Annotated in this window: 27 protein-coding genes and 2 pseudogenes; 14 read left to right on the top strand and 15 right to left on the bottom strand. The window is 36.7% G+C overall.

The annotated features are described in order from the left end of the window. Positions 1 to 140 precede the first annotated feature (140 nt). The 3 genes and pseudogenes from H3Z85_15395 (at position 141) to H3Z85_15385 (ending at position 3,702) form a co-directional block, all read left to right on the top strand. A pseudogene (locus tag H3Z85_15395) lies at positions 141 to 847 on the top strand (hypothetical protein). 102 nt (positions 848 to 949) lie between these two features. Further along, on the top strand, positions 950 to 3,175 hold the full coding sequence (locus H3Z85_15390) for a DUF2339 domain-containing protein (GenBank protein QPQ50781.1): 2,226 nt from the start codon (positions 950 to 952) through the stop codon (positions 3,173 to 3,175). A gap of 110 nt (positions 3,176 to 3,285) precedes the next feature. Further along, entirely contained in the window at positions 3,286 to 3,702 is a 417-nt protein-coding gene (locus tag H3Z85_15385; GenBank protein ID QPQ50780.1) for a hypothetical protein, read from the top strand. Between the two features lie 54 nt (positions 3,703 to 3,756). Here H3Z85_15385 and H3Z85_15380 read toward each other — a convergent pair whose 3' ends face one another. Continuing rightward, complete coding sequence (locus tag H3Z85_15380) at positions 3,757 to 5,034, bottom strand: replication-associated recombination protein A (protein ID QPQ53914.1); 1,278 nt, start codon at positions 5,032 to 5,034, stop codon at positions 3,757 to 3,759. A 103-nt stretch (positions 5,035 to 5,137) separates the two neighbouring features. Between H3Z85_15380 and yidD the strand changes: the two genes are divergently transcribed. Next, positions 5,138 to 5,386: a membrane protein insertion efficiency factor YidD gene (gene yidD / locus H3Z85_15375; protein QPQ50779.1), complete on the top strand. Its 249-nt coding sequence runs from the start codon at positions 5,138 to 5,140 to the stop codon at positions 5,384 to 5,386. Between the two features lie 334 nt (positions 5,387 to 5,720). Continuing rightward, the gene (gene lgt, locus H3Z85_15370; GenBank protein QPQ53913.1) at positions 5,721 to 6,680 is read left to right on the top strand and encodes a prolipoprotein diacylglyceryl transferase; all 960 of its coding nucleotides are present in this window, start codon (positions 5,721 to 5,723) and stop codon (positions 6,678 to 6,680) included. 82 nt (positions 6,681 to 6,762) lie between these two features. Here lgt and H3Z85_15365 read toward each other — a convergent pair. Next, a pseudogene (locus tag H3Z85_15365) lies at positions 6,763 to 8,279 on the bottom strand (NAD(P)H-hydrate dehydratase). Positions 8,280 to 8,498: 219 nt separating this feature from the next. On the opposite strand from H3Z85_15365, the gene mscL reads away from it, so the two are divergent. Continuing rightward, positions 8,499 to 8,879, top strand: coding sequence for a large conductance mechanosensitive channel protein MscL (gene mscL / locus H3Z85_15360; protein ID QPQ50778.1), 381 nt, complete (start codon positions 8,499 to 8,501; stop codon positions 8,877 to 8,879). Positions 8,880 to 9,338: 459 nt separating this feature from the next. On the opposite strand, the gene H3Z85_15355 is transcribed toward mscL, so the two are convergent. Both H3Z85_15355 and H3Z85_15350 read right to left on the bottom strand, forming a co-directional pair. Then, positions 9,339 to 10,301: a D-2-hydroxyacid dehydrogenase gene (locus H3Z85_15355; GenBank protein ID QPQ50777.1), complete on the bottom strand. Its 963-nt coding sequence runs from the start codon at positions 10,299 to 10,301 to the stop codon at positions 9,339 to 9,341. An 82-nt stretch (positions 10,302 to 10,383) separates the two neighbouring features. Next, positions 10,384 to 10,794, bottom strand: a complete 411-nt coding sequence (locus H3Z85_15350; GenBank protein QPQ50776.1) for a phosphoheptose isomerase — start codon at positions 10,792 to 10,794, stop codon at positions 10,384 to 10,386. Positions 10,795 to 11,129: 335 nt separating this feature from the next. Between H3Z85_15350 and idi the strand changes: the two genes are divergently transcribed. The 3 genes from idi to gcvT are packed head-to-tail and all read left to right on the top strand — an operon-like array spanning position 11,130 to position 13,198. Next, positions 11,130 to 11,639, top strand: coding sequence for an isopentenyl-diphosphate Delta-isomerase (gene idi, locus H3Z85_15345; GenBank protein QPQ50775.1), 510 nt, complete (start codon positions 11,130 to 11,132; stop codon positions 11,637 to 11,639). Positions 11,640 to 11,641: 2 nt separating this feature from the next. Continuing rightward, positions 11,642 to 12,112: a hypothetical protein gene (locus H3Z85_15340; protein ID QPQ50774.1), complete on the top strand. Its 471-nt coding sequence runs from the start codon at positions 11,642 to 11,644 to the stop codon at positions 12,110 to 12,112. 9 nt (positions 12,113 to 12,121) lie between these two features. Next, complete coding sequence (gene gcvT, locus H3Z85_15335) at positions 12,122 to 13,198, top strand: glycine cleavage system aminomethyltransferase GcvT (protein ID QPQ50773.1); 1,077 nt, start codon at positions 12,122 to 12,124, stop codon at positions 13,196 to 13,198. Between the two features lie 112 nt (positions 13,199 to 13,310). On the opposite strand, the gene H3Z85_15330 is transcribed toward gcvT, so the two are convergent. The 3 genes from H3Z85_15330 to H3Z85_15320 form a co-directional block, all read right to left on the bottom strand. Then, positions 13,311 to 13,493: a hypothetical protein gene (locus tag H3Z85_15330; protein QPQ50772.1), complete on the bottom strand. Its 183-nt coding sequence runs from the start codon at positions 13,491 to 13,493 to the stop codon at positions 13,311 to 13,313. A gap of 136 nt (positions 13,494 to 13,629) precedes the next feature. Next, entirely contained in the window at positions 13,630 to 14,079 is a 450-nt protein-coding gene (locus H3Z85_15325; GenBank protein ID QPQ50771.1) for a hypothetical protein, read from the bottom strand. Positions 14,080 to 14,120: 41 nt separating this feature from the next. Further along, on the bottom strand, positions 14,121 to 14,474 hold the full coding sequence (locus H3Z85_15320) for an arsenate reductase family protein (GenBank protein ID QPQ50770.1): 354 nt from the start codon (positions 14,472 to 14,474) through the stop codon (positions 14,121 to 14,123). 120 nt (positions 14,475 to 14,594) lie between these two features. Between H3Z85_15320 and H3Z85_15315 the strand changes: the two genes are divergently transcribed. From H3Z85_15315 to H3Z85_15295, 5 genes are all read left to right on the top strand, one after another. Beyond that, entirely contained in the window at positions 14,595 to 15,062 is a 468-nt protein-coding gene (locus tag H3Z85_15315; protein ID QPQ50769.1) for an acyl-CoA thioesterase, read from the top strand. Between the two features lie 40 nt (positions 15,063 to 15,102). Continuing rightward, a complete protein-coding gene (locus H3Z85_15310; GenBank protein ID QPQ50768.1) occupies positions 15,103 to 15,942 on the top strand; it encodes a GLPGLI family protein in 840 nt (279 codons plus the stop codon). A 277-nt stretch (positions 15,943 to 16,219) separates the two neighbouring features. Then, a complete protein-coding gene (locus tag H3Z85_15305; protein ID QPQ50767.1) occupies positions 16,220 to 17,527 on the top strand; it encodes a voltage-gated chloride channel family protein in 1,308 nt (435 codons plus the stop codon). 75 nt (positions 17,528 to 17,602) lie between these two features. After that, on the top strand, positions 17,603 to 18,478 hold the full coding sequence (locus H3Z85_15300; protein QPQ50766.1) for a LysR family transcriptional regulator: 876 nt from the start codon (positions 17,603 to 17,605) through the stop codon (positions 18,476 to 18,478). A 305-nt stretch (positions 18,479 to 18,783) separates the two neighbouring features. Beyond that, complete coding sequence (locus tag H3Z85_15295) at positions 18,784 to 19,719, top strand: putative sulfate exporter family transporter (protein QPQ50765.1); 936 nt, start codon at positions 18,784 to 18,786, stop codon at positions 19,717 to 19,719. A gap of 77 nt (positions 19,720 to 19,796) precedes the next feature. Here H3Z85_15295 and H3Z85_15290 read toward each other — a convergent pair whose 3' ends face one another. The 8 genes from H3Z85_15290 to H3Z85_15255 all read right to left on the bottom strand — a co-directional run bounded on the left by H3Z85_15290 (position 19,797) and on the right by H3Z85_15255 (position 26,516). Further along, positions 19,797 to 19,979 (bottom strand): hypothetical protein, encoded by a 183-nt coding sequence (locus tag H3Z85_15290; GenBank protein ID QPQ50764.1) that lies wholly within the window; start codon positions 19,977 to 19,979, stop codon positions 19,797 to 19,799. A gap of 604 nt (positions 19,980 to 20,583) precedes the next feature. Further along, the gene (locus H3Z85_15285; protein ID QPQ50763.1) at positions 20,584 to 21,825 is read right to left on the bottom strand and encodes an MFS transporter; all 1,242 of its coding nucleotides are present in this window, start codon (positions 21,823 to 21,825) and stop codon (positions 20,584 to 20,586) included. 73 nt (positions 21,826 to 21,898) lie between these two features. Further along, positions 21,899 to 23,464 (bottom strand): ribonuclease Y, encoded by a 1,566-nt coding sequence (gene rny / locus H3Z85_15280; GenBank protein QPQ50762.1) that lies wholly within the window; start codon positions 23,462 to 23,464, stop codon positions 21,899 to 21,901. A 232-nt stretch (positions 23,465 to 23,696) separates the two neighbouring features. Continuing rightward, positions 23,697 to 23,984 carry a cell division protein ZapA gene (locus H3Z85_15275; protein ID QPQ50761.1) on the bottom strand — a complete coding sequence of 96 codons (288 nt, stop codon included), beginning with the start codon at positions 23,982 to 23,984 and terminating at the stop codon, positions 23,697 to 23,699. Further along, complete coding sequence (locus H3Z85_15270) at positions 23,984 to 24,286, bottom strand: hypothetical protein (GenBank protein QPQ50760.1); 303 nt, start codon at positions 24,284 to 24,286, stop codon at positions 23,984 to 23,986. Before H3Z85_15270 ends, H3Z85_15275 begins: the two co-directional genes overlap by 1 nt. Positions 24,287 to 24,424: 138 nt before the next feature. Further along, positions 24,425 to 25,207, bottom strand: a complete 783-nt coding sequence (locus tag H3Z85_15265; protein QPQ50759.1) for a PorT family protein — start codon at positions 25,205 to 25,207, stop codon at positions 24,425 to 24,427. Positions 25,208 to 25,210: 3 nt separating this feature from the next. After that, entirely contained in the window at positions 25,211 to 25,873 is a 663-nt protein-coding gene (ubiE, locus tag H3Z85_15260) for a bifunctional demethylmenaquinone methyltransferase/2-methoxy-6-polyprenyl-1,4-benzoquinol methylase UbiE (protein QPQ50758.1), read from the bottom strand. 73 nt (positions 25,874 to 25,946) lie between these two features. Continuing rightward, positions 25,947 to 26,516 (bottom strand): hypothetical protein, encoded by a 570-nt coding sequence (locus H3Z85_15255; protein ID QPQ50757.1) that lies wholly within the window; start codon positions 26,514 to 26,516, stop codon positions 25,947 to 25,949. Between the last annotated feature and the right edge of the window lie 4 nt (positions 26,517 to 26,520).

Below are 26,520 nucleotides of genomic sequence, written 5' to 3'. Positions count from 1 at the left end.
TATGAAACATCTTAGGGTAAAATATAAACATATGTTTAAGTTATCAACACCATATTAATGTTAAAATTGAAAATATAATAATATTAAATATATTTTTTTATTATCTTTATACCTAAGAAACTAATTAAAAAAATCTGATCATGAAAACTAAAATCTACAGTCTACTTTTAGCATTCGCAAGTTTCCCTGTGTTTTCACAAGTTGGGATTAACACTTCAACTCCAGCGGCAACACTTGATGTCAACGGAACATTAATTGTGCGTGATACTCCACAAGCTACAGCATTACCCGGTTTTCAACTCCTGGCAAGCAATCTTGGGAATGATGAGGTTTTCATCATGGATCCGCAAATTGTAATAGCAGCTTCTAACACCAACACCTCAGTTTTTGCAGCCAAAAAAATACGGGGATCAGTCTTTTAAGCCTTGGTCTTTTTCCTTCCGGATTTAGAGCTGTTAATTTCTTAGCCGCAGAAAGAACAATCGGATCAGCTTCATTATTCAGTGACACAGACAATACGTACACAATTCCTTCAACAGGAGTATATGCGATAGGTTTCTCTTTCCGTTATGGAACTGGGCTTCAGGCATCATTATTAGCAAACAATCCCGGAGTGGGAATTGTAAGAACCAGAGCCGGTGTCGCTACTATAATCGATAGCCGTCCGTTCAGCGGAGCCAACCTTGTACTTTTAAGTTTAACCATCTCGGACAGCTCTCTTAGCTCTGTATATTCATTTCAGGCAGGAGATAAAATCTCATTCGGATTGACAGGGTCTACGGCATTGGATGTAGGACTACTTGGATCCAGTACCTCATCTTTCTATATTTATAAAATATCCAACTAAAACATATTGTTAGTTATCTATATCGTTAACCCATCACTGTCTCTGTGATGGGTTAATTTTTCCCCCATTTCAAATTTCTTTATATTTGATAAAAACTATACAATGAATGAACTTCTTGCTGTCATAGTAATCGTGGTGATTATTATCATCTTCAATAATCTGAATAACAAGATCCGAAAACTTGAAAAAGAGATCTCAGACCTCAATGCCAAGATTACAAAACCTTTAGTACAGACAGAAATACCAAAGCAAGAAGCCCTTCAGGCAGAAATGCCACTACCAACACAATCCGCTTATCAAAAAGAAGCACAGCAGCATAAAATCCGGGAAGCTGATCCTCTCCCAACTCAAAAAGATTGGCTTAGCCCGGTATTTGACTTTCTAAAACAGAATGCACTTACTATTATCGGTATCTTCACGCTTGTACTTGGGATAGGATATTTTGTAAAATACGCGATTGATAAAAACTGGATCGGGGAAACCGCAAGAGCAGGAATAGGTTTTTGTACCGCCGCAGCCATTATTCTTACGGGACATTTTCTCAGAAAAAGTTATACCACTTTTGCCTCTATCATTACAGGGGGCGGGATTGCCGTGCTGTACTTTACCATTACAATAGCATTCCGCGAATACCATCTTTTTTCCCAGAATATAGCTTTTGCCATTACTATCCTTATCACAGTCATCTCTATCCTTCTCTCCTATTATTATAAAAGTGAGGTATTGATTATTTTCTCATTAATAGGAGGTTTTTCTGCTCCTTTAATGATCAGTACAGGAGAAAGTAACTATCTTTTCCTGTTTATCTATCTAAGTCTCCTTAATGTAGGAATGCTCACCACCGCCTTTCTGAAAAACTGGAAAAGTGTAGGATGGACAGCTTATGTCTTTACCACCCTTTATCTCCTTTACTGGACTTCAGAAAAACCGGAACTCCTAAGCATTGTTTTTTATATGATCAGTTATGTTATTTTCTACATTTTTGCGCTGCACGATTACATAAGGAAAAATATACTGTCAGCCTGGGATATTTTAATGCTTGCTTTAATTAATTTTACAAGTATTACAGGACTGGTCTATACTTTTAACGAATTAAAATACGAGCCGGTTATTATTTTCCCACTTGTTTTTGCCATCATTAATACCATTCTTTTGTTCAGAGAATACGGGAAAAAATATTTTGGAATTCCTTTTTCAGTATTTGCAGGTATCAGCGTCAGTCTTATTACCATTGCTATTGCTCTTCAGTTTAAAACCCATCTTATTACCAGTGTCTGGGCCATTGAAGCTACTCTACTTCTTTTTATCTGGAAGAGAACCGGACATACAATTTTTAAAACCTGTTTTTATATTCTTTTTCCACTGGTTATTATCGCCCAGGTCATCACATGGAGTGAATATTTTTATAGCAGACATCTCAGCATTATAGTAAATCCGGTATTTTTAACAAGTCTGGTTACTGTTGTTTCAGCAATTACCAATTTATATCTGTTAAAAAACACCCGCAAAGAAACTCCGTCAGAAAACAATACTTTTTTTGAAGATCTTATCAGCGTTGTTAGTTACGGAATGATCTATACCGCCTTATTGCTGGAAATCATTTACCATATTCATAGCATGCCCTGGGCTGCTGTTGTCAATGTAGCTTTGTTATTCAGTCTTTACTATATTTTTATATTATTGGTTTTCAGAAGAAAGCTCAATATTAATGTTACTTTTCAGAATGCATTAATTTACCTGTTCATGGTATTATTAATCATTACCATATCAGCTTCTACTTCATCTGTAGTGAAAGCTGTTTTATCAAAAGAACTCGATTCAAGGTTCTATTTACTTCATCTCCTGCAATGGATACCATTTATATATCTATGCTTTACCGTGATTCCAGATTCAGATTTTCACAAAAACAAAATATCTTACTGGGTTTTATCTCTAGCATTCATTACGGCTGTAAGCTGCGAGCTCCATCATGCCTATGTTCTCAATACCTCCCAAAATCTGACACAGTATTTCGAAGTACAAAAGCATTTCAATATTTTATATTTACCTATTATATGGACGATTCTTGCCAGTGTACTCATCTACACAGGGTTAAAAAAGAACAGTAAGGAATATAATAAAATCGGGTTTGCTTTAATAGCCCTTATGGTTTTAAAACTTTACACCTATGATGTGTGGCAGATGGATAATATTTCGAGAATCAGTGCATTCATTGTATTAGGTATTATATTGTTGGTGAGTTCATTTACTTTTCAGCGTTTTAAAAATTTAATCAGAAATATGGTTGAACAAAAGAATAAAAATGAAGAAGAAACTGACGTACAATGAAGCTAAAAGCCGTTATTTATAAACAAAATTTAAAACATTGTAATATTTAATTCAAATTTTACAAAAAATAACTATATTTATCTCGTTTTTAACAGCTATATATTCTGATTATGAAAAAATTACTCTATTCTTTTTTAATACTGTCATCTGCAACATTATTTGCTCAACAGAAATTTGCAGTTGCTGATAACGCTATTGGGACAGTAAATCTGTTCAATTCAAAAAAATCTGTGCTGCAGGTTTCAAAAACTTACACGGCAGCCAATCTTCCGGCAGATCTGAAAAAATACAGTTCTATTTTTACGAAAGGAGTTACCGAATATAAATTCAAAAACGGAGAAAATGTAATGGACAGAATGTCCCTTGCTGAAATCAATACACAATATGGGGTTGCAACAGATACTCCCGTATTTATGGGTGAACATGAATTTAGCGACACCAGTACAATGGTATATCCCCAAATCATCGACAATGGGGAAGTAAAAGATTACAACGGAAAGAAAACGTTATTCATAACCCTGAAATAAATAAGATCTCAATCATATAAAAAAGGACACTGAAACACAGTATCCTTTTTTCTTTTAATATTTATTTCCCCATTTTTTCTTAAGTTCCTCATAAATCTTCTTTTCCGTAGAGTTTTTTCCGGGCTGATAGAGTTTGGCATTTTTAATTTCTTCAGGTAAAAAGTCCTGTTCTACAAAATTCCCTTCATAGGAATGAGCATATTTATACTCTTTGCCATAATCCAGATCTTTCATCAATTTGGTAGGGGCATTTCTTAAATGAAGCGGTACAGGAAGGTTTCCTGTTTGTTTTACCAAAGCCAATGCCTCATTAATGGCCATGTATGTTGAATTGCTTTTAGGGGAAACCGCAAGATAGACAGCCGTTTCACTTAATATAATTCTGGACTCGGGATTCCCGATCACATTGACAGCCTGAAAACAATTGTTGGCCATGACTAAAGCATTGGGATTGGCCAGTCCGATATCTTCAGCAGCCAGAATAAGCATTCTTCGCGCAATAAACTTTATATCCTCGCCTCCGGCAATCATTCTCGCCAGCCAATAAACCGCCCCATTAGGATCTCCACCCCTCATAGACTTGATAAAAGCTGAAATAATATCATAATGCTGTTCTCCATTTTTATCATACAGTGCCATCGTCTCCTGAAGCACTTCAAGAACATTCGCACTGGTAATTTCCCGGATATCCGAGTTCTTATATTGATTCAAAACCAGTTCTACAGCATTAATCAGTTTCCTTCCGTCCCCTCCGGAATACTGAATAAAAGCTTCTTTTTCTATAATTTTAAAATCAGTTCCTTCATCTTTATTGTACCTTTCCGAAGCAATATCAATAAGTTCTTCCAGCTTATCATAGCTCAGCGCCTTTAAAATATACACCTGACTTCGGGACAATAATGCGGAAACCACCTCAAAACTCGGGTTTTCCGTGGTAGCTCCTATCAGGACAATCCAGCCTTTCTCAACGGCATGCAGCAGAGAATCCTGCTGGGATTTATTAAAACGGTGGATTTCATCGATAAATAGAATTGGTGATTTTCCCGAAAACAGATTTTGTTTCTTGGCATCATCAATCACATCCCTCACATCTTTTACTCCTGAAGAAACAGCCGAAAGCTTATAAAACTTTCTGCCTGATTTTTCAGAAATAATTTCTGCCAGCGTGGTTTTTCCTGTTCCCGGCGGCCCCCAAAGAATCAGGGAATTAAGGGTGTTATTTTCGATCATTTTCCTGATCGTTCCTTTCTCTCCGGTAAGATGCTCCTGCCCCAGTACATCATCCAGGGTTTTGGGTCTTAATTTTTCAGCTAATGGAATATTATGATTCAAGGTAATGCTATTTTTTTGAGATAAATACTTCAGCTTTCTGATCGCTGAAACTTCTAACAAAATTAAACTAATTTTCATTTTTTTACCCTATTTTTGCATTGTTTTGAAACTTACATTCAATAAAATCATTACATTCCCGCTGGTAATTCTGATAAAATTTTACCAATGGTTTATCTCGCCCTTACTTCCCAGAAATTGCCGTTATCAGCCTACCTGCTCCCATTATATGATCGAAGCACTTCAGGTTCATGGCATATTCAAAGGATTCTGGATGGGGTTCAGAAGAATTTTAAGTTGTCACCCATGGGGAGGAAGCGGCTACGATCCTGTTCCCCCTAAACATAAACATTAAAAACAAACTATTAAATTAATAGAAAATGAGTACTATTTTTTTCAGAATTTATCTTGTCATATTTGCATTGGTCACTCAGTTCTTTTTTGCTCAGCAATATTCTGAGGGGCTATCGGATGGCTCATTAAAAGTCAACGGAAATAATGTTCCTGTAAAGATCTATTCTACTACAGAACTGGGCGATCTCAGTGCTTTTCCTGACAGAGCGATCAACAATAATATCCTTGTTATCCTCAATGAATCAAATTTTGAGCCTGCTTATTACAATTACGGAGCCTCTACTTTAGCAAGATTCAGAGATTCTAAGTATCAGTTTTTTGATAAGAATTTTAAAATGATTGATACCGATATTACCAAAGATAATATTACCACATTCAAATACGCTGTAAAATCGGCAAAACCAATTTCAGCTTCTGACAAAGTAGAACTTGAAACACCTTTCAAAATATGGGATCCGTCTAAAGGTATTCAGCTCGGACCTGTTACCCTTCACTTTTACAGCCTGATGTTTGTATTCGCTTTTGGTTTCGGATATCTTTTAATGACCAAAATTTTTAAAATAGATAATGTCAACCAGAAATACCTTGAGCCGCTTTTTACATGGACCCTGATAGGAACTATCCTTGGAGCAAGATTAGGCCACGTTATTTTTTATCAGCCGGAATTGTTTAAAGAAGACTTCTGGAGTGTATTTTTACCCATCAGTACGAAAAACGGACTGAAATTCACTGGATTTTCAGGTTTAGCAAGTCATGGAGCAACGATTGCGCTTATTTTCACGACGCTCTATTATTCGTTCAAAATCATTAAGAAAAATCCATTCTGGGTATATGACAGATTAGGTATCGTGGTTGCCCTGGGTGGCGCATTTGTAAGAATGGGTAACTTTTTCAATTCTGAAATTGTAGGTAAGCCTGCAGATCCTAATTCTCCGTTTGCATTACTTTTCCCTCAGCAAAGCAGTGAATACGGGGTTACCGTACCACGTTACCCAAGCCAGTTATTTGAAGCGGTAGGCTATGTTGCCTTATTCATTTTATTATGGGTTTTGTATAGAAAAACAGATAAAAAATATCAGCAAGGCTGGTTATTCGGGCTCTTCTTTATTATTCTCTGGGCAATCAGATTCTTTGTAGAATTCCTGAAAGAACCTCAGGGAGATGAATTCATCCAGATCGGAAGCCTGAATACGGGACAAGTTCTTTCTATCCCGTTCATGATAGCCGGAGTTATCATTATGATTGTTTCCAAAAAATTTAAGATCACTCAGGCGGAAAACGAAAAACCTGAATAAGATAAAATATTAATTCAACCATAGAAAAGGCAAATTTGCATACCAGCAAATTTGCCTTTTTTACTTATTTTTTGCTCAATACTTATAAATTTTTCGTCACTTCTTTATTCAGCAAGGCAAAAACATTCCCCAACTCATTAATTACATCGGTAGGAAGCATAGATTCTTTTGAATATTTTTCTGCTGCAAAGTCAGCAGCTTTCCCGTGCAGCCATACACCGAGAATACAAGTGTGTTCTTCAGAATATCCTTGCGCACGAAGAGCTGTCAGAATGCCGGTAAGAACATCTCCGCTACCGCCTTTGGCCAATCCTGCATTTCCTGTTACATTATAGAACACATCTCCCTGAGGAGTAATAATCTGGGTATGATGGTCTTTTAAAACCATATAAATTTGCAGCTCTTTTGATTTTTCTCTGGCTAATTCTAACCGTGCAAAAGAATTGTCTGTTTTTCCAAAAAGTCTTTCAAACTCTTTCGGATGCGGGGTAATAATAGATTTTTCCGGGATTAATGTAAGGTTTTTCGGATCCCGGGAAATCATATTCAGAGCATCGGCATCCAAAACCAAAGGGAATTGATAGTTTTTTAAAAACTTCAGAAATCCTTTTTAGTATCAGGATGGTTGCCTAAACCCGGCCCTATTCCACAAAATGTATCTTTATCAACTTCAAAATATTCAATCGTATCTTCTCCGCCTTTGATAAACATGGCTTCAGGGCAGGATGTCTGCAGGATATCATATCCGCATTGGGGAGCAAGGGTAAAAGTGAGCCCTGCTCCTGTTTTCAAAGCTGATTTTGTAGCCAGTACCGCAGCTCCCATTTTTCCATAGCTTCCGGCAATGATCGTAGCTTTTCCGTAACTTCCCTTATGCGAAAAATCTTTTCTGGGCCGGAAAACAGATTCAATAAGAGGATCATCAACCACCTGATATCCCGTTTTCGTTATCTGCGCATATTCTTTGTGTAGATCGATATCAAGAATGATCACTTTTCCTGTATACTCACCAGCCTCGGGATGAAGAAAACTTCTTTTCCAGGACTGAAAGCTTAAAGTATAATCTGCTTTTACAATGGAAGCATCAGTTTCACTTATTGCATCAGATAAAAGACCAGAAGGAAGATCTATTGATATTTTATTATTTTTTTTTACGTTCAGCTGATCAACTATTTTTTGATACTCACCTTCCAGAGGCCTGGATAATCCGGTACCGAACAGTGCATCAACAATAATCGTTTTATCATCAAAATAATAGGAATTAATATCTTTAAACTGTTTCACACTGATTCCCGAAATATCCCTCAGCCTTCTAAGATTGACTGAAGCATTCTCCGAAAACTTTCCCTTAGGGTTTTGTACAAAAACATCTATGTCAAAACCTTTTTGATATAATATCCTTGCAGTGGCCAATCCATCGCCGCCATTGTTACCGTTACCACAAAAAATCACCAGCTTTTTGTGATTTTTACAGTTCTCCGAGATCCAGTTGGCAATCGCCAATGAAGCTCTTTCCATTAACTGAATAGAGGAAACCGGTTCATTCATAATGGTAAATTCATCCCATTTCTTTATTTGTTCTGCTGTAAATATTTTCATTGCTTGTTGAGGACTTTTAAACCAGTTAGTAAAGATCTTAATTATACGGCTACATCCATATTAAATAATAGAACATGATAAAGGGCTGTTTTCATGAAAACAACATACCTAAATTTAAGACAAAATTCAACATTTGTAGAATAAAAAACGGTAAAAAGTAATGTTTTTTACATTTTTTAATTATATTTTTGTGTAAATACAATTAAAAAAATATAAATTATGGGATTTGTTAAGGAATTTAAAGAGTTTGCCTTTAAAGGCAATGTGCTTGATCTGGCTGTCGGTGTGATCATCGGAGCAGCCTTCGGTAAGATTGTTACCTCTCTGGTAGAAGATGTTGTGACTCCTCTGCTTTTGAACCCGGCGTTAAAAGCTGCAGGCGCAGAAAATATTTCTAAACTTACATGGAACGGTGTAGCCTACGGAAATTTCCTTTCTGCAGTGATCAGCTTTCTGTGTATTGCTATGGTTCTTTTCTGGATCATCAAAGGAGCAAACAAAATCATCAAGAAAGAAGCTCCTGCTCCTGCCGGACCTACTGACGATCAAAAGTTGTTGGCAGAAATCAGAGATATTCTGAAAAGCAAAAACAATATATAATACAACACCAATGCCTGTTACCGGCATTTATATAGTATTACCGGAAAAGTTTTTACTTCTCCGGTTTTTTTATGCTTTGAAATAAAATAATCAAATACCTTTTACACTTCCTCAACTTGTAAATACTGCAACGAAAATAAGTTATTTATTACAAAAAAGACAATTTAAATCTCATCATATTGATATATTTGAAATAAGAACATTAAATTCACGATACTATCAAAAAGATAAAATATATTAAATTACCGCTTAGTCCCTGCTAATTTCAGCTACGAATACAAATTTCAGGACTGGACCCATAACGGATCAAACGGAAATGCTTTTTATGCGATTTTTACATTCATTATTGCAAAAAACAACACCCCTATAAATTCGCCTGTCATTACAGATTAATGGTATGTCTATCTTCTGCAATGTGTAAAAAAAGCTGTCTCAATAATGGGACAGCTTTATCATATCTTAATTATGAATCTGTAAAATACTTGAAATCTGCTCTGCCAGAGAAAGACCGATCCGATCCTGGGCTTCAAGTGTGGATGCACCTGTATGAGGCGTCAGAGAGATTTTAGAGTGGTTTAAAATTTCTTTCGAAGGTGTAGGTTCGTTGATGAAAACATCAAGTCCTGCAAATTTTACTTTGCCTGAATCCAATGCTTCGATCAAAGCTGCTTCATCAATTACCCCTCCTCTTGAACAGTTAACGATCGCCACACCATCTTTCATGATGTCAAATTCATTTTTACCGATCATGTATCCGTCTTTCTGAGCCGGAACGTGCAAGGTGATAAAATCTGAATGCTTCAAAACATCCTGTAAAGGTTCAGTTTCTATATCTACGTTGATAAACTGATTATTGTAGAACTTTACTTTAATACTGGCCCTACCAACATTATTGTCAGCAGCAATCACTCTCATCCCGAGTCCCAGAGCAATTCTGGCTACCTCCTGCCCGATTCTCCCCATACCTACGATACCAATCGTCTTTCCTCTTAGTTCAATACCGGCGGCATATGCTTTTTTAAGTCCTGCGAATTCAGTATCCCCTACCAAAGGCATTTTTCTGTTAGAGTCCTGAAGAAACCTTGCTCCTGAAAATAAGTGGGCAAAAACAAGCTCGGCAACCGATTCTGATGACGCAGATGGTGTATTGATCACGTGAATTCCTTTTTTTCTTGCATAATCTACATCGATATTATCCATTCCGACACCGCCTCTTCCGATAATTTCAATAGAGGGACATCCATCAATAATATCTTTCCTTACTTTCGTTGCACTCCTTACCAATAAAGTACGGATTTTGTGCTCGTTGATATAATCCACTAAAAACTCCTGTGGAACTTTTGTTGTAATAACTTCAAAGCCTTTTTCTTGTAATGCATCAATTCCGGATTGATCCAGGCCGTCGTTTGCTAAAATCTTCATAAATACTCGTATATTAAAAAGTAAAAAGATTTAAAAATTAAAGTATACACCACATTTAATCTTTAAATCTCTCAGTTATATTTTATTCTCCGTCTTCTTTGAAAACTTCAATAGTCACTTGTTTTTCTACCAAATCTGTAAATCTACCTTTATATCGTGTAGCTCTTACAAGGTGATTATCTATCCAGTGATAATTTCCCCCTCTTGGCTTCCCGCAGAGTACGCTATGGTATTTGAACCCATGTTTATCCAGCCAGTCAATTGTAATTTGTTTTAGATTTTCGGTTCTAGATGTGAAGAAACAGATCTGGTGTCCTTCATCATACCACTTATTAACGGTAGCCAATGCATCGGGATAAGGTTCACAGGTAACCATTCTTTCCGGTTCTTCATTGGGAACGTCATCTGTAATGGTTCCGTCTATGTCTATTAAGTAATTTTTAACTCCGTCCTTAAGAATAGGACTTAAATGCTCTATGTATTCTAATTCCATCCGTTAACATTAAGTAACAAAGTTAAGGCTTTTGAATATATCAGACAGATTAATCTTAGTTTATATTAAAATTATACTATAAAAACTTGTATTTAAAGAATAATATAAACATTTTATTCGTTTTTTTATTGGTTTTGATTAAAAATTTTCGTTTTCGGGGTTTAATTGATGAATAAAATGGTCAGTAGCGGATCTTCACGGAAGTTCAATCATTTATTGGTATAGAGTTCAACAAATATTCAGAATGCCGCTTTATTTTTGCCTTTCACCCAGCAAAAACATGATGTTTATCTAAAAATTTCCAAAATACATTTATTACACTTACATTTGTAGGAATGGAAGAATTTGTAGTTTTAGTAAACCCTGAAGATGAAGTCTTGGGTCTGATGGAAAAACAACAGGCACATATCAATGGCTTGTTGCACCGTGCTTTCTCCGTGTTTCTCTTCAACAGTAAAGGTGAAATGCTTCTTCAGAAAAGAGCTTCAGGAAAATACCATTCTCCCAATCAATGGACCAATGCTGTATGTTCACATCCGAGAGAGGAAGAAACTTATCTTGAAGGCGCTACCCGCAGGCTGAAAGAGGAACTGGGAATTGAAGCCGAGCTTACGGAAAAATTCAATTTCATTTACAAAGCAGATGTTGGAGGAGGTCTTTGGGAACATGAGCTTGACCATGTATTTGTGGGGAATCATGAATCTGATTTTAATTTAAATAAAGAAGAGGTAGAAGAAGTACGATTTATTTCTCTTACCGATTTGGATAAAGAAATAGCCGAAACTCCGGAAAATTTCACGGAATGGTTCAAAATTATCCTTGAAGAATACAAACACCATTTTTAACGATGAAAAAAATATTCCTTGTAACCGCTTTTCTGACGGGATGTCTGTTTTTTGCTCAAAAGGCACAGGTATATGATAGCCCGAATTACTCCATCAATATTCCGCAAGGCTGGAGATCTACCAATGACAGTGATATTGTCAATATTTTTCCGACTAATGAAATCGGGGCCATTACCATTTCGGAATACCATGATCTGGCACTTCCTAAGGAAGAAATGAAGAAATTCATTCTCGCTCTCTATAAATCAGAAGAGCCCGAAAATAAGGTAAAAGAAAACAGAAGCAAGAAAGGATATACAGAATATTTTTACGAGTATTTTGATGAAAAAGAAAAACTATTCTGGATTACCAGGGCTTTCCAAAGGGAAAAAGACCTGTATCTGGTGAGCATCAATTGCGGTCAGAAATTCTGGAACGGAAACTATATGACTCTGTTTAACGAGACTTTTAACAGTTTTAAAATAAAGAAATAAAAAGTAAATATGAAGAAAACAGCCTTGTACGACAAACATGCTTCTCTGGGAGCTAAGATCGTACCTTTCGCAGGTTTTGAAATGCCTGTACAATATTCAGGAGTTACGGAAGAACATTTTGCAGTAAGAGAGAAAGCAGGATTGTTTGATGTATCACACATGGGACAATTTTTCATCGAAGGACCGGGTTCAAAAGACCTTTTACAATTGGTGACTACCAATAATGTTGATGCTCTTGAAAATGGAAAAGCTCAGTATTCTTGTCTTCCGAACGAAAACGGAGGAATTGTGGACGACCTTATCGTTTACAAAATGGATGATGATAAGTATTTCGTGGTTGTGAATGCTTCCAATATTGAAAAAGACTGGAATCATATTTCAAAATATAACACTTTCGGGGCGAAAATGACCAATGCTTCTGACGATATGTCTTTATTGGCAATCCAGGGCCCTAAGGCTACGGAAATTCTTCAGAAACTTACCGATGTGAATCTTTCGGAAATTCCTTACTACCATTTTACAGTGGGAAGCGTTGCCGGAGTGAATGACGTGATCATCTCCAATACAGGTTACACCGGAAGCGGAGGTTTTGAGATCTATTTTAACAATGAAAGCGCTGAAAAACTGTGGGATGAAATTCTGAAAGCAGGTGAGGAAGAAGGGATTATTCCTTGCGGACTGGCAGCTAGAGATACTTTAAGGTTAGAAAAAGGGTTCTGCCTTTACGGTAATGATATTGATGATACAACGTCTCCCATTGAAGCAGGTCTGGGATGGATCACTAAATTTGATAAAGATTTTGTTTCTAAAGATATTTTTGCAAAACAAAAAGAAGAAGGAGTGACCAGAAAATTGGTTGGATTCGAATTACAGGACAAAGGAGTACCAAGACATGACTACCCTGTTGTAGATGCTGAAGGTAATGTGATCGGGAAAGTAACTTCGGGAACACAGTCTCCGATGAAAAAAATAGGATTAGGTCTTGCTTATGTGGACAAGCCCCATTTCAAATTAGGTTCTGAAATCTTTATCCAGGTAAGAAACAAAAACATTCCTGCAAAAGTAGTGAAAGCTCCTTTTGTGTAATGGTTTATTTTCTATATAGAAAAAGGATGTTCTTATCGAAGAACATCCTTTTTTATGATAAGGACCTCAGGGTCTACAAAAGGCAATACTATTCTACCCTATATCCTGATAATTAATAGCAGATACAACAGACGGATCTGTCTGAATTGCAAACATCTCCTATTCCCGGTCTTGTTGAAACAACCCCACCACCGGGACATAGGACGTTGCACGAATTCAGGGGACCAATTCCTCCGTTAATTTGTTTTAATTCTGATCTTCTCAGAATTCTTGTTTTTAGAAACTGTGTTTTCATAGTTTTGTTTTTGGTAGTTACAAATATAGGAATTCAAACTCAAGACACCAATACACAAACTGCAAATCAACAACTTACAAAAAAAGCAATAAAAAACGCTACAGATATTCTGTAGCGCTTGTCTGTTCTGGTTTGCTTATCTATATACTAAAATATTTCTTACAATTTTAGATCCGTAAAACTGCCTTTCAGGTTGCGAGAAATAAAACTTGTTCCTTTGATTATTAAAGTTAACAGTTTTAAAAGGCAATTCCGTTTCCCATGTAATCAGCATTTTTGTCTCATTCATGACAGGATAATTGATATCAGAAAATCTAAACAAAGATTTTGTAACCACAGTACTATCCATTGAATTCGGAACGCTCCAAATTGTTTGCGGCTGCAGCTTTTTCATTTTTGATAACAAATAAGAAAAGTTTTTGCCTATATATTCTGCTTTATTCGCTTCAAAAGTTTTGAGGTAGCCCAATGTATCCAGGGCTTTATTATTCTCAACCCGTTTTGGAGATTTCATTACGGCTTTATTCTGAGCATTGCCATAAATGTTCAAAAACAAAGAGATGATAATAATTGCTCTACTAATCAATTTTTCAGCTTTTTAAAAAATGAAATCCTAAGATGGAAGATTTACTTACCATTAAAAAACTCCTGCAATGCCTCTACATTCTTCTTGTCATTGCCGACAAATATTTCTTTGTCAGTTAGAAAAACCGGTCTTTTCAAAAAAGTATAATGGTCTGATAATAGTTCTTTAAAATCCTTTTCAGTTAAAGCTTTTACATCTAACCCTCTTACCTTGATCTGAGTTGATTTTTTACTGAATAAAGCTTCATATGATTTTGTTTTCTTATACATTTCTGCAAGCTCTTCTTTTGTGACCGGCTCTTTTTTGATTTCACGAAGTTCCCAGTCTGTAAGGTCAAATTGTGCTAAAATTTTTCTGCAGGTATCACATGTGTTGAGATAGAATACTTTCTTCATTACAATTTCTAAGTCTTTTATTGTGTTAAAAATTCTCGTTAATACGTTTCGTCTTTCAAAAGTAGGATTTAATCTAAAACTTTAAAAATTATTAAATAACTTTATTCAAATTTTATAAAGATGGAGAACAAACCAATTACTTTTCAGTTTATTTCAGAGCCTTCAGACGTTAACTACGGAGGAAATGTACATGGAGGAAGTGTAATGAAATGGATTGATCAGGCAGGATATGCCTGTGCTACGACATGGAGCGGAAATTATTCAGTAACGGTGTATGTAGGAGGAATCCGCTTTTATGAACCGATTAAAATCGGAGAAGTAGTAAAAGTAGATGCTCAGGTTATTTATACCGGAACATCAAGTATGCATATTGCCATCAATGTGTTTTCAAGAAACCTTAAGCAGCCTACATTTGATAAAAAGACACACTGCATTATTGTATTTGTTGCCGTAGATGAAAACGGCAAAAAACTTCCTGTTCCGAAATGGGTTCCAACCACAGAAGAAGAAAAACAGCAGGAAATGTATGCCAAACGCCTGATGGAGCTGAGAACACAGATTGAGGATGAAATGAAGCCTTTTTTATAACATCTCAACTTCGAAAACTTACACCATTCACATTCATAAGATGAAAAATAGTTTCTCAATCTTTGCTTTGCTGATGATCGCTTTCATCCACGCACAGACTAATAGATTTATCTACGAGTTGCAATACAAAATGGACTCTACAGATATGATGCCTGAAAAATTGAATATGGTATTAGACATCGGCCCTAAAGAAGTGAAATTTTATTGTCAGAACCTGGCGATTACCGATTCTTTGAACAAAAAATTCGGGATGAATTCCGAGTATACTGATATGTCTGGTCAGATCGTCAAAAGAAAAATCAATTCTTTTGATCACGAAAATTACATCAATATAAAACGGGGATACTATACTTTTAAAACAACCGATAAGATCAGTTGGAATATTTCTGATGAAACTAAGAAAGCAGAACATTATAACCTGCAAAAAGCAACAGCAAATTTCGGAGGAAGAAGCTGGACGGCCTGGTTCTGTAGAGATATTCCTTTTAATGAAGGCCCGTTTAAATTTCGCGGACTTCCCGGTTTAATTTTTGAATTATCAGATACAAAGAAAAATTTCATCTACAATCTCATTAAAAGCCAGAAACTTCCCCAGAGCTATTCCACAGAATCTTTCGTGGAATCTAACTTCGGAAATAAAGCCATTCCTATTAACGAAAAACAAAAGCATAAGCTGATGATGGAATTCTATAATGACCCTTTCGCCTACGAAAGAAATAACTTCAGCAAAACAGATAATGATTTAAAAATCAATATCAACGGAAAAGAAATACATAATGTTGATGAGCTGAATACACAAACGAAAAGTATGCAGGAGGTGATCAGAAAATATAACAATCCCCTTGAAATCGATAAGGCTATACATTACCCGATATATTAAAAACTTGCTTCATTTCTAAGCTTGGGCTAAAGCCCGGGGAATGTTTTTACCAATTTGGGTGGGCTAAAGCCCACCTCTATTGATATTGATATCCGTATGGATAATAGTGGTGTAACGGCAAGATCTTTTATCTTTTATCTTTTATCTTTTATCTTTTTATCTTAATTCATATATTTGCAGTACCAAAAGGAAATGGTGTTCTTCCTTACCCAACCGCTTTACAGAAGCTGATGACGCCTGATTGAGAGATTATTAACAATAACTAATCAGGATTATTATGTCAAAACATCAACGGACACTTGGTAAAAAAGCAGTTTTTCACACTTATTTTTTCTTCAGGAAATTTCCGGCACTGCCCTATATTTTTAAATGGCTGCTGATCAGTACTATTATCGGGGTATTGGTAGGAACAGCTTCTGCAGGATTTTTGCAATCTCTGGAATGGGCTACCCGGTTCAGAGAAAATCATATCTGGCTGGTTGCCTTGCTTCCTGTCGCCGGTTTTCTCATCGGACTTTTATATTATTATTGGGGAAAAGACGTAGAGGCGGGGAATAACCTACTGATCGATACCATTCATGATCCCCAGCGTATTATTCCATTGAAAATGGCGCCTTTCGTCTATCTTGGAACCATTGCCACTCATTTTTTTGGAGGTTCGGCAGGTCGTGAAGGTACCGCTCTTCAAATGGCCGGTGCTATTGCTGACCAACTGACAAAACCGTTTAAACTTGACAGAAACGAAAGAAAAGTATTAATTATTTCCACCATTGCTGCAGGTTTTGGCTCTGTGTTCGGAACTCCGCTCGCAGGAGCTGTGTTCGGACTTGAAGTTTTTCTGATCGGAAGAATACGATACACTGCCATTTTTCCTGCTTTTGCTTCGGCTATTCTCGCAGATTGGATCACGAATCTCTGGAATGTGACACATACACATTACCATATCGATCTTATTCCAAAACCTGAGTTTTTACCTATTGTTTACAGTATCCTGGCAGGAATTGTATTTGGAATCTGCGCAGCAGCGTTCAGTAAAATTATTCATTGGGCGGGTGCTATTTTCAAGTCTAAGATTACATATCCTCCTCTACGGCCTATTGTTGGAGGAACGATCATCGCTTTAGCGGTCCTGATCATGGGAACGACCCGATATATCGGATTAGGGGTTCCGATTATTGTGGAATCATTCGAAAAGCAGCTTCCATTATATGATTTCGCCTTAAAGATGATTTTTACCATTATCACACTTTCAGCAGGATTTAAAGGAGGGGAAGTCACACCTTTATTCTTTATCGGAGCTACTTTAGGCAGCGCATTATCATTATTTATTCCACTTCCTTTCGGTCTGCTGGCGGGAATGGGCTTTGTTGCTGTATTTGCCGGAGCCACCAATACTCCTTTGGCCTGTATGCTAATGGGGATAGAATTATTTGGAGCCGAATGCGGTGTTTATGTAGCTATCGCCTGTGTTGTTTCTTATCTTCTTTCGGGGCACAACAGTATTTACACTAAACAAAAAATTGGAGAAGCCAAGAACCGCAGATATGAAAGTCAGCAGGACAGGTCTATTTCTGATTTCTTATAGTTTTTTTGCTGGTTGACGGTTATCCCTAGAGTATCGTGTCTCCCTATTTCCAACTATAATCCGTACTTTTGCGTTATGTTCGATTACAGATTAAAAGTCTTCCATACAGTAGCATCAAGGCTAAGTTTTACAAAAGCATCAGAAGAGCTTCATATTTCACAACCGGCTGTTACAAAGCACATCAAAGAAATTGAAACTCAGCTGGGAGCCAAGCTATTTGACCGTAAGGGAACTTCTATTCAGCTGACACAAAGCGGAAAAATATTGCATGAATATGCTGAAAAAATACGGAATATTTACCGCGATCTGGAGTTTCAGATCAGCCAGGTTAATCAACAACATAAGGGAAAATTGATTATCGGAGCCAGTACAACGGTTGCACAATATATCCTTCCCGAAATCCTGGCCAAGTTCAATACTTATTATAAAGATATAAAGATCGAACTTCTTACCGGAAATACCGAAGCTATTTCTGCTCTTCTGAAGGAAGAAAAAATTGATTTGGGAATCATAGAAGGCGAATCACAATCTGCCTACTTCGACTATAAAACCTTTAAGGCAGATGAAATTGTGCTTGCTGCAAAAGCCAGTCATCCACTTGCCCACAAAACTTTACAGACCAAAGACCTGTACGATATTGATATGATTTTCCGGGAGCAAGGTTCGGGAACATTGGAGTTTATCCAAAACAGGTTAAGAGAAAAAGGAATTAACATCAATGAATTAAAAACAGTCATACAGCTTGGAAGCAGTGAAAGTATCAAAAATTACCTGCTTTACTCAGACTGCATGGCCTTTCTTTCTATCAGTACGATTCTCACCGAATTAAAAAATAATATCCTGACCGTTGTTGATATTAAAAATTTCAGCATCGAAAGAAATTTTCATTTTATCCTTCCCAAGGGTGACCAGTCCGAACTGATAGCTCTATTTTTAAAGTTTGCGGAATAACTCCGATATTTTTCAGGTTTTAGCTAAATCCAGGTGAATGTATTTAATTTATTTGGGTGGCAGACTAAAGCTCACCTCTATTAATATTGATATCCGTATGGATAGTAGTTGTATAACGGCAATATCTTTTATCTTTTATCTTTTATCTTTTATCTTTTATCTTTTATCTTTTATCTTTTATCTTTTATCTTTTATCTTTTATCTTTTATCTTTAATTATAACTTATAGTTATCCAATATAACAAAATACAATTTACTTTGTGATAATATATTGCCGAATTTTGACCCATCATTAAAGTTCGCAATATGAAAGATCTCATTCAAAATGAAGTTGTACGAAAAGCCGTTTTTATCATACTGGCTATTTTATGCCTTACTCCCTTTATATCATCTCCAATAGCCCTGGTTCTTGGTTTTGGTCTGGCTGTCTTTATAGGAAATTCTTTTGAAAAACATTTGCATCAATATATTCATCTGCTGTTGCAGATTTCAATTGTCGGATTGGGTTTCGGACTAAAACTTGATGAGGCCCTGCATGCAGGAAAAACCGGATTGATGTTAACTGTTGTCAGTATTGTCAGCGTAATGCTTTTGGGATTCATCCTTGGAAAAGTTTTTAAGCTTGAAAGGCCTTTATCATATCTGTTATCAGCCGGAACTGCTATTTGTGGCGGGAGTGCCATCGCAGCAGTTTCTCCTATCATTAAGCCAAGTACCAAACAGATTTCACTGGCTTTAGCTATTGTTTTTACCCTAAACTCTATCGCCTTGTTTATTTACCCGGCTATCGGCCACCTTTTGAACCTTTCCCAGGAACAGTTTGGTCTCTGGTGTGCTGTGGGCATTCATGATACCAGTTCTGTAGTAGGTGCAGCCGGCAAGTATGGAGATGAGGCGTTGAAAGTGGCCACTACCGTAAAATTAGCCCGTGCTTTATGGATTATTCCGGTTTCATTGATCACGATGTTTATTTTCAAGAACAAAGAATCAAAAGTAAAAATTCCATGGTTTATCGGATATTTTATAGTGGCCATTCTGCTGAATACTTATTTTCCTGTTCTTGACGCTTTCAGTACTTCGATCACTGCTGTGGCTAAATCCGGTTTAAATCTTACTTTATTTTTCATTGGCTCTACCCTTTCCATCCAAACCTTGAAAACAATAGGATGTAAACCTTTGTTAACCGCTGTACTGCTTTGGGTCAGTATAAGTATTGGCAGCTTACTTTATATCATCCATTAAAAGCAGCGGAACCCTTTTATCATCAAAAGGGTTCCGCTTATTAAATGTGGAAATGTTTATTTCATGTAAATGTTTTCTTATATTTCACCACAAGTATATACCTGAGGGCAGCCAATATATTGAACACAATACCATGGACCTGTCACAGACCCTGAGCAGCTGCATCCGCAAAGAGATAAATCAGGATTTCCGCTTACTCCTCCGGAGATATTCTTAAGATCTGCTTTTCTTAATTTTTTAGCATTTTTAATACTATTCATGTGATTTAGTTTTAATTAAACAATATAGTTTTAGTTACTTCCCAAAGTTAAACAAATATTAAATATTCGCAACATATTTTCATAAAAATTTTAATAAAAACCTGATTTTTAAATTATTAAAATATAAAAAACAAGGAATACACATTATTTATTAATTAAACAACATAAAATAGCACCATATTCAAAAGGTATGATCACCAATTAAATGACGAATATCGCGAATAATCTCATTTCAATAAAAAAATTAAACCCTCTCACAAATGGAGAGGGTTTAACACTATAAATTGTTTCATTAGCAGGTGATGACCTGTAAACAGTTTTTGTATTTCACACAATAGGCCGGACCTGTAACCGCACCTGTACAACTACAGCCGCATTGCGAAAGATCCGGGGTTGCGATTCCCGCTACACCACCTACGATATTTTTAAGATCGTCTTTTTTAGCTTTTTAGCGTTTTTTAAAATTTTTTGTGACATGATGATTTGATTTTAGTTAAAATTTAATTTGTCTTCTTTCAAAAGTAATTAAAAAATAGCTCTATAAAATCACAAAAAAAGTTAATTAACTCAAATTCTGACATGTAATAGTACAAGAAGGAAGTTACTATTCTGTAAATTCCAGATCTCTGTCATGGGTTTCTGAGATGGTAAGGGCAGAATAAAAGGCGAGGCCAAAAACTACGGCGCCTACGATAGCAGCACTTTCCACTACGGAAAAATTATCTTTCAGCGTATCAAATGCCAGAATCATAACCGGCACCAGACCCCTTACCATATTGGGGACGGTCGTTGTAGCTGTATTTCTGATATTGGTTCCGAACTGTTCTGCTGCGAGGGTAACAAACATAGCCCAATATCCGGTTCCAAAGCCCAACCATACACAAAATAAGTAATATTTAGTTTCTGTGTCGGTATTGCCAAAGAGCATGATGGCGACGCCCACCAAAGTGAATATCAACATATAAAATATAGCCATTTTACGGGATTTTAAAGCATGGGAGATAAAACCACTCATCAGATCTCCCACAGAAATCCCTACATAAGCCCACATAATGGCTTTTCCGGGATTAAGATCCTTAATTCCAAATTCAGGAGCAAATTGATTGGCCAAAACGGCCAGAATTCCGATACAATACCAGGTTGGCAATCCCACCGCGATGCATTTTAAATACCTTATCAGTCTATCCTTATTCGTGAAAAAGGATAGAAAATTACCTTTAGAAACATTTTTATGCACGATATTCTTATATATCCCCGACTCTGAAACACTTATCCTGAGTAACAGCAACAGAATTCCCATTACCCCGCCAATGATAAAAGATATATTCCATCCTCCTGCAAGCTCTACCGTAAGCTGAGCTACAACGGCGCCCATCAGTCCGAATCCGGCAACTACTGAGGTCCCGATGGCTCTCAAACTCTTCGGCAGGCTTTCAGAAACCAGTGTAATTCCCGCTCCAAGCTCCCCTGCTAACCCAATACCGGCTATAAACCTTAAAGCGGCGTATTGATAGACTAAATGCTCTTTTGGAAAATAGGGTAAAAAACCACAGGCAATATTCGCTAATGAATACACTAAAATGGATCCGAAAAGTACGGATAACCTTCCTTTTTTGTCTCCAAAAATCCCCCAGAAGACACCACCGATCAGAAGACCAACCATTTGACAATTCAGAATAAAGGTTCCGTCTGCATCAGGGTTTAGTCCTAACGCCTTTAAACTTGGAATTCTGACAATCCCGAATAATAAAAGGTCATAGATATCGACGAAATAGCCTAAGGCAGAAATAATAACGGGAATAGAGAAAATGTACTTCAGCTTTGAAGACATGGACAGTTCTTGCATTTTTAAGTTTTGATAAAAATAAAAAACCTTTCAATTTCTTGAAAGGTTTTTATAAAATATCTTTGTCCGATTATTATCTGGCAATATTCACTGCTCTTGTTTCTCTGATCACGGTCACTTTTACCTGTCCCGGATAGGTCAGTTCATTCTGGATTTTTTCAGAGATGTCATAAGAAAGCTGAGAAGCCACTTCGTCATTTACTTTTCCGCTCTCTACCATTACCCTTAATTCTCTACCGGCCTGAATTGCGTAAGCACTCGATACCCCATCAAAGCTTAATGCGGCAGATTCAAGGTCTTTCAGTCTTTGGATATAAGATTCCAAGACTTGTCGTCTTGCTCCCGGTCTTGCTCCGGAAATAGCATCAGCAACCTGGATGATTGGTGATAATAATGATTTCATTTCGATCTCATCGTGGTGAGCTCCGATGGCGTTCACTACTTCTGCATTTTCACCATATTTCTCAGCCCATTGCATTCCTAACAGCGCGTGAGGTAGTTCAGATTCCTGCTCAGGAACTTTCCCGATATCGTGTAAAAGACCTGCTCTTTTTGCCAATTTTACGTTCAATCCTAATTCAGCAGCCATGGTTGCAGCGATATTGGCGACTTCTCTTGAGTGCTGCAGTAAGTTTTGTCCGTATGAAGAACGATACTTCATTCTTCCGACAATTTTGATCAGTTCAGGGTGCAATCCGTGGATTCCCAAATCAATGATGGTTCTCTTTCCTACTTCAATGATTTCTTCTTCGATTTGTTTTCTTGTTTTCTCCACCACCTCTTCGATTCTTGCCGGGTGAATTCTACCGTCTGTAACCAATCTGTGAAGAGATAGTCTTGCAATCTCTCTTCTTACAGGATCGAAACAAGACAAGAGAATGGCCTCCGGAGTATCGTCAACAATGATCTCAACTCCTGTTACCGCTTCTAAAGCACGGATGTTTCTACCTTCTCTACCGATAATTCTACCTTTTACTTCATCAGATTCGATATTGAAAACAGATACCGAGTTTTCGATGGCCTGCTCAGTTCCGATTCTCTGAATGGTCTGGATAACAATTTTTCTGGCTTCATTTTTAGCATTCAGCTGAGCCTCTTCCATGATTCCCTGAACGTGTGCCTGAGCTCTTGTTTTTGCTTCAGCCTTCATGGTTTCCACCAATTCCGCTTTAGCTTCTTCAGCAGTGTAATTAGAGATTTTTTCCAGTATTTCTACTTTCTTAGCAGTTGCGGTATCTAATTCCTGTTGTTTTCTTTCAAGAATTTCGTTTTTCTTAGAATAATCTGCAATCTGTTTGTCTAAATCCTTTTCAAGCTTTCCTACTTTACTAAGCTCATCGTTAAGCTTATGTTCCTTATCCTTCGTTCTTTTCTCAACCTCCTGCATTTTCTTTTCACGAGACTGGATATCAGCATCATGCTGAGATTTCAGTTCCAGGAATTTTTCTTTGGCCTGAAGGTTCTTTTCTTTCTTTATGGATTCAGCCTGTACGTTTGCTTTTTCTATAAGGTTTTCGGCATTTTTCTTTGCATCGTCTATGATAAACTTTGCTTTCGTATTGAGCGAGCTTTTAGAGAAAAATATCCCTATTACGGCCCCAATAACTAAACAAATAACGCCGACTATAACTTCTATCATAATATATATTGAGTTTTAATTGTATTCATATCTTTTTAAAATAAAAAAAGCCCACAATAATCCAGAGATTGAGAGTAAACTCCTAATCAACACGATTTGAACTGATTTCCACTGTCTGTAATCCGGAGACCGGCACGCCATTCAATGGACATTTGTTCGGTAATTGTTTAGCGTTGAGTTTACCTTTAATGTGTTAGAATTATTGTAGGCAGTCTTGTTCAGGAAAAAAAATCTATTTCCCGATTTCATTCAATGACTGATTAATTTGGGTTAATCTGTCGTTGGTAGAATTAATATTTTTTTCGTAATTAAGAGATACTACTTCAGCATTGGTTCCCAGTTTCAGGGCACACATCGCCAAAGCATCCTGTTTATCTCTTACATCGAAGTTTTGTTCAAAATCTTTAATCATATTTTCGATCTGCTTCCCGACTTTACGCAAAGTCTCTTCCTCTGCTGCCGGTACGTTCAGCGGATATACCCTTCCTGCAATGTTTACGGTTATTCTCCTTACCTCCATTATAGTCCACTGTTTTGAAGCTGAGCAATACAGAAATCAATTTCTTTCACCAATCTGTTGATATGATTTTTCATTAACCTATTGTGTTCAGGATTTCCTGATATTGCTGAATAAAGTTTTATATTTTTTTGTTCTTCTGCTAATACCTGATTTCTTCTTCTTTCCTCATCATACTTCTTCTTCAAATCTTCATGCTCAGTACTTAATTCCGCTAACTTTTCAGTAAGATTTCTGTAATTCTTTTGAAGAGCCAAAATCTTTCTCTCTAATTCTGAAAAATTGTTTTCTAAATCTTGAAGCATTTCAGGTTGTATATTCTAACTAGAAGCAAAAATAAAAAAATAATAACACTAACAAAAATAAAAGCCACTATATTTTGAGGTGCCAACAAAAAAGGAGATGCAAAAGCACCTCCTTTGTATTTTTCAATAGGATATTTCTTATTCAAATTTAAGGACAAACATGATAGCTCTTGTCTGTAATGTAGACACCGCAGAAGCCCAGTACGGAGGTGTAGTGGCATTATCCGCTACTTTTTCGTTGTTCATAAAGAACGTTCCTCTGATTCCCGGAGTCAGTTTAAATTTATTGAAATAAAACTGAATTCCCATTTCCGCAGACCATGCAAAATTGTGCGTGGTGGATCTGAAAATGCCCTGCATATTATCATCGGTAGAAGATGCATTAGACTGCAGGTTCACAATATAGTTTACCCCTGCAGCAACATAAGGCCTTGAATTGTACCATCTCTGCCCATGAAGTTCCAGCATTACAGGAATATCTACCAGGGTAGATTTGATTTCTCTTACTTTATCTTTTTCCTGTAAAGGGATCGGCATGAAAGGAGGATTGGTTAAAGATCCGCCGGCATAGATGTCATTTGATTGCGTATTAAAAGTCAACTGTCTTTGAGCAAACTGTAAACCAGGTTCTAATCTTACATCAAGATAGTCGTTCAGTCTCCATTTTGCGATAAGACCGGCACCGAAACTGTAACTTTCTTTAGAGGTAACAAGATTCTGATTTTCATTCATACCGTACCTAGGGTGCAGTACAATGCGGTAGTCTAGTCTGTTCCCGTTCAGATAAAACCCCCAGCTGAATTTTTGTTCGTCGAAATCTTCCAACTTATCCATTCTGTTTCGGGTTCTAAATTGCGCGTTTGCAAAAACGGCAACATTTACTGAGGTCAAAACCAGTGCTTTTAATAGAAATTTATTCATAGGTTACTTTGTTGCTTTGTAAATTGTGGCTATACCTAAACTTAATTTTTTATATTCTACTTTCTTAAATCCCGTATCTAAAAGAATTTGCTTCATCTTTTCCCCGAAAGGAAAAGCATTTACAGAATCCGGAAGGTATGTATACGCCCTATTATCTTTAGAAACCAATCTGCCAATGGCAGGCAATATATTTTTGAAATAAAACATATACAATGGCCCCATGAAACCCTCAACCTTTGAAAACTCCAGTATATAAACACTCTTGTTATCTTTAACTACTCTTCTTAACTCTGCCAAACCTTTGGTAAGGTTTTCAAAATTCCTTACTCCAAATGCAACGGAAACGGCATCGAATCTATTGTCCTCGAAAGGTAAATTTTCTGCATCTCCTTTTTGCATGGAAATTTTGCCGTCTAATTTAAGTTTTTTTATTTTAATAACGCCAACATTGAGCATTTGTTGTGATAAATCTAAACCAACTACTTTGGAACCGGTTCCTTTTTCGATCGTAATTGCCAGATCTCCCGTTCCAGTAGCCACATCCAGCACTTCCTGCGGGTTATCATTTTTCATCCATTTTACCAGTTTATTTCTCCATAAAACATCAATTTTCATGGATAAAACATGGTTCAGAAGGTCATACTTCGGCGCAATATTGTCGAACATATCCTCCACCTGGCTTTTTTTTTGTAGCCCCTGTATCGTAGGGAGTAACTTTGGTAATATCTTTTGTCAAAACTTAAAACTTGTAATATTCTTTATAATAATTTAGGTAATCCTGCTTTCTGAAGATTTTGGATCTCGATTCCACTTTCTGGATATTTTTGATCACTTTGTCATAATCTTCATCAACATTGTAATAAAAATCTTCTGTGTAAAGCTTGTTGAAACGCTTTGCTCCTCCGACATAATCTTTTCCATCAATCACCGTCTTGTCAAGGGACATCAACAGTGAATCTTTTTTAAGATTATACCCGTAGTACTGGTCATTCACGTAGTAATCCTGGTGAGCAATGTTCAGCAAACCACGAAGTTTGTTTACTTCAAATGCCGAATCGTACAGCATTTTTTTATTCTGGTCAAAAACCTGAATAGAGTTTTTCCCCTTCTTCAGATCCACATGCACATACTGCCCCGCAGAAATGATTCCTTCGGAACCATTATTAATCTTAAAATAATAGGTATTCGGGGTAGGATTATCTACAACATAATAATTCTTCTTGGCTAAAAAAAGGAAGTAGATCCCAAAGGCAACGATAAACGCCACAGCTGCAATAAGTAAGCCTTTCAAGGACGAGTTGTTTTTCATAGAT

Origin of the sequence: Chryseobacterium indologenes (assembly GCA_016025055.1) — a bacterium.
Lineage (GTDB): Bacteria > Bacteroidota > Bacteroidia > Flavobacteriales > Weeksellaceae > Chryseobacterium > Chryseobacterium indologenes.
Note: the sequence above shows the minus strand (reverse complement) of the source record. Positions and strands in the feature narration are given on the sequence as shown.

Bases quoted from the DNA above. Each gene is read 5' to 3' on its own strand.
- H3Z85_15265 (QPQ50759.1), bottom strand. From the start codon at position 25,207: ATGAATAAATTTCTATTAAAAGCACTGGTTTTGACCTCAGTAAATGTT.
- H3Z85_15390 (QPQ50781.1), top strand. From the start codon at position 950: ATGAATGAACTTCTTGCTGTCATAGTAATCGTGGTGATTATTATCATC.
- H3Z85_15275 (QPQ50761.1), bottom strand. From the start codon at position 23,984: ATGGAGGTAAGGAGAATAACCGTAAACATTGCAGGAAGGGTATATCCG.
- H3Z85_15315 (QPQ50769.1), top strand. From the start codon at position 14,595: ATGGAGAACAAACCAATTACTTTTCAGTTTATTTCAGAGCCTTCAGAC.
- H3Z85_15295 (QPQ50765.1), top strand. From the start codon at position 18,784: ATGAAAGATCTCATTCAAAATGAAGTTGTACGAAAAGCCGTTTTTATC.
- H3Z85_15300 (QPQ50766.1), top strand. From the start codon at position 17,603: ATGTTCGATTACAGATTAAAAGTCTTCCATACAGTAGCATCAAGGCTA.
- gcvT (QPQ50773.1), top strand. From the start codon at position 12,122: ATGAAGAAAACAGCCTTGTACGACAAACATGCTTCTCTGGGAGCTAAG.
- H3Z85_15355 (QPQ50777.1), bottom strand. From the start codon at position 10,301: ATGAAGATTTTAGCAAACGACGGCCTGGATCAATCCGGAATTGATGCA.
- H3Z85_15320 (QPQ50770.1), bottom strand. From the start codon at position 14,474: ATGAAGAAAGTATTCTATCTCAACACATGTGATACCTGCAGAAAAATT.
- H3Z85_15330 (QPQ50772.1), bottom strand. From the start codon at position 13,493: ATGAAAACACAGTTTCTAAAAACAAGAATTCTGAGAAGATCAGAATTA.
- H3Z85_15270 (QPQ50760.1), bottom strand. From the start codon at position 24,286: ATGCTTCAAGATTTAGAAAACAATTTTTCAGAATTAGAGAGAAAGATT.
- H3Z85_15350 (QPQ50776.1), bottom strand. From the start codon at position 10,794: ATGGAATTAGAATACATAGAGCATTTAAGTCCTATTCTTAAGGACGGA.
- H3Z85_15385 (QPQ50780.1), top strand. From the start codon at position 3,286: ATGAAAAAATTACTCTATTCTTTTTTAATACTGTCATCTGCAACATTA.
- H3Z85_15340 (QPQ50774.1), top strand. From the start codon at position 11,642: ATGAAAAAAATATTCCTTGTAACCGCTTTTCTGACGGGATGTCTGTTT.
- H3Z85_15285 (QPQ50763.1), bottom strand. From the start codon at position 21,825: ATGCAAGAACTGTCCATGTCTTCAAAGCTGAAGTACATTTTCTCTATT.
- H3Z85_15255 (QPQ50757.1), bottom strand. From the start codon at position 26,516: ATGAAAAACAACTCGTCCTTGAAAGGCTTACTTATTGCAGCTGTGGCG.
- H3Z85_15310 (QPQ50768.1), top strand. From the start codon at position 15,103: ATGAAAAATAGTTTCTCAATCTTTGCTTTGCTGATGATCGCTTTCATC.
- idi (QPQ50775.1), top strand. From the start codon at position 11,130: ATGGAAGAATTTGTAGTTTTAGTAAACCCTGAAGATGAAGTCTTGGGT.
- mscL (QPQ50778.1), top strand. From the start codon at position 8,499: ATGGGATTTGTTAAGGAATTTAAAGAGTTTGCCTTTAAAGGCAATGTG.
- ubiE (QPQ50758.1), bottom strand. From the start codon at position 25,873: ATGTTCGACAATATTGCGCCGAAGTATGACCTTCTGAACCATGTTTTA.
- rny (QPQ50762.1), bottom strand. From the start codon at position 23,464: ATGATAGAAGTTATAGTCGGCGTTATTTGTTTAGTTATTGGGGCCGTA.
- H3Z85_15305 (QPQ50767.1), top strand. From the start codon at position 16,220: ATGTCAAAACATCAACGGACACTTGGTAAAAAAGCAGTTTTTCACACT.
- lgt (QPQ53913.1), top strand. From the start codon at position 5,721: ATGATTGATACCGATATTACCAAAGATAATATTACCACATTCAAATAC.
- H3Z85_15290 (QPQ50764.1), bottom strand. From the start codon at position 19,979: ATGAATAGTATTAAAAATGCTAAAAAATTAAGAAAAGCAGATCTTAAG.